Source organism: Novosphingobium sp. B-7 (genome assembly GCF_000410615.1).
Taxonomy (GTDB): Bacteria; Pseudomonadota; Alphaproteobacteria; order Sphingomonadales; family Sphingomonadaceae; genus Novosphingobium; species Novosphingobium capsulatum.
Window position 1 is genome coordinate 1 of sequence record NZ_APCQ01000056.1, and the last position, 1,498, is coordinate 1,498.

1 protein-coding gene is annotated in these 1,498 nt (G+C 69.4%); it reads left to right on the forward strand.

Annotated features, from left to right (window positions below):
- Positions 1–1,411, forward strand: a 1,411-nt coding sequence (locus H926_RS0100580) for a GH92 family glycosyl hydrolase (protein WP_022674565.1), incomplete at its 5' end; no start/stop codon positions are given.
- Between the last annotated feature and the right edge of the window lie 87 nt (positions 1,412–1,498).

Genomic DNA, 1,498 nt, shown 5'->3' on the forward strand with positions numbered 1-1,498 from the left:
CGGCGCGGCGCGGGCGGCCTGGGCCGGCCGGCTGGGCGCGGTGCAGGTATCGGGTGGCACGCCCGATCAGCGCAAGATCATGGCCACCGCGCTCTACCACGCGGCGGCAGCGCCCAACCTGTTTTGCGATGTCGACGGGCGTTATCGCGCGATGGACAGCGCGGTGCGCACGCTGCCGGCCGGCGAGGCGAACTATAGCACCTATTCGCTGTGGGATACCTATCGCGCGCTGCATCCGCTGCTCAGCCTGGTCGATGCGCCGCGCAATGCCGCCTTTGCCCGCAACCTGGCGCGGATGACGCTGGAAAGCCCGTTCGGCCCGCCGGTGTGGCCGCTGCAGGGGATCGAGACGCATTGCATGATCGCCTGGCATTCGGTGGCGGTGATGGCCGATGCGCTGAACAAGGGCGCCAGCGGGCTCGACCTGGCCACGCTGTGGCCGGCGCTGCGTCAACTGGCGTTCGAGCGCGAGGACAGTGGCCTCGCGCCCTATCGCCGGCTGGGCTATATCCCGGCCGATACCGTGCGCGAAGCGGCCAGCAAGACGCTGGAATATGCCTATGACGATTGGGCCATGGCCGCGATCGCCGCTGCGGCCGGCGCGCATGAGGATGCCACGGCGCTGCGCGCGCGGTCGCGCAACTGGCGCAACCTGTTTGACAAGGACACCGGCTTTGTCCGCCCGCGCCTGGCCAATGGCGCCTGGGCCACGCCGTTCGATCCGCGCGCGCTGGGCCACGATACCAACCACTGGCGCGATTTTACCGAATGCAACGCTTGGCAGGCGACGTTCATGGCCCAGCACGATCCGCAAGGCCTGATCGACCTGATGGGCGGGGACGCCGCGTTCGAGGCCAAGCTGGATGCGCTGTTTGCCGCCGACAGCACGCTGCCGGCCGATGCGCCGCCCGATGTCTCCGGCCTGGTCGGGCAATATGCCCATGGTAACGAGCCGAGCCACCACGTGGCCTATCTCTATGCCTGGTCAGGTTCGCCATGGAAAACCCAGGCGCGGGTGCGCAGTCTTTTGACCAGCATGTATCGCGCCGCGCCCGATGGCCTGGCCGGCAACGAGGATTGCGGGCAGATGAGCGCGTGGTTCGTGTTGAGCGCGCTGGGGATCTATCCGGTCGATCCGGTCAGCGGGGTGTGGGTGTTCGGCTCGCCGCTGTTCAACCGGGCAGAACTGGCGGTGCCGGGCGGGCGCCTGGTGATCGAGGCGCCGGGCAACAGCGCGGCAGCGGTCTATGTGCGGCAGGTGCGCTGGAACGGCCAGGTGTGGAACCGCAGCTGGATCAGCCATGCCGAACTGGCGCGCGGCGGGCACCTGGTGTTCGAGATGGATACCCGGCCCAACCCCGCCTTTGGCCATGCGCCCGAAACACGCCCGCCGCGCAACGTGCTGGGCTGACGCCCCCGTCGATCAGACGCGGACGAACGCGCCGCTGCGCGCCGATGCCTGTGCGCCCTGGGCCAGCAGCAGCGCGCGCAGCCCGTC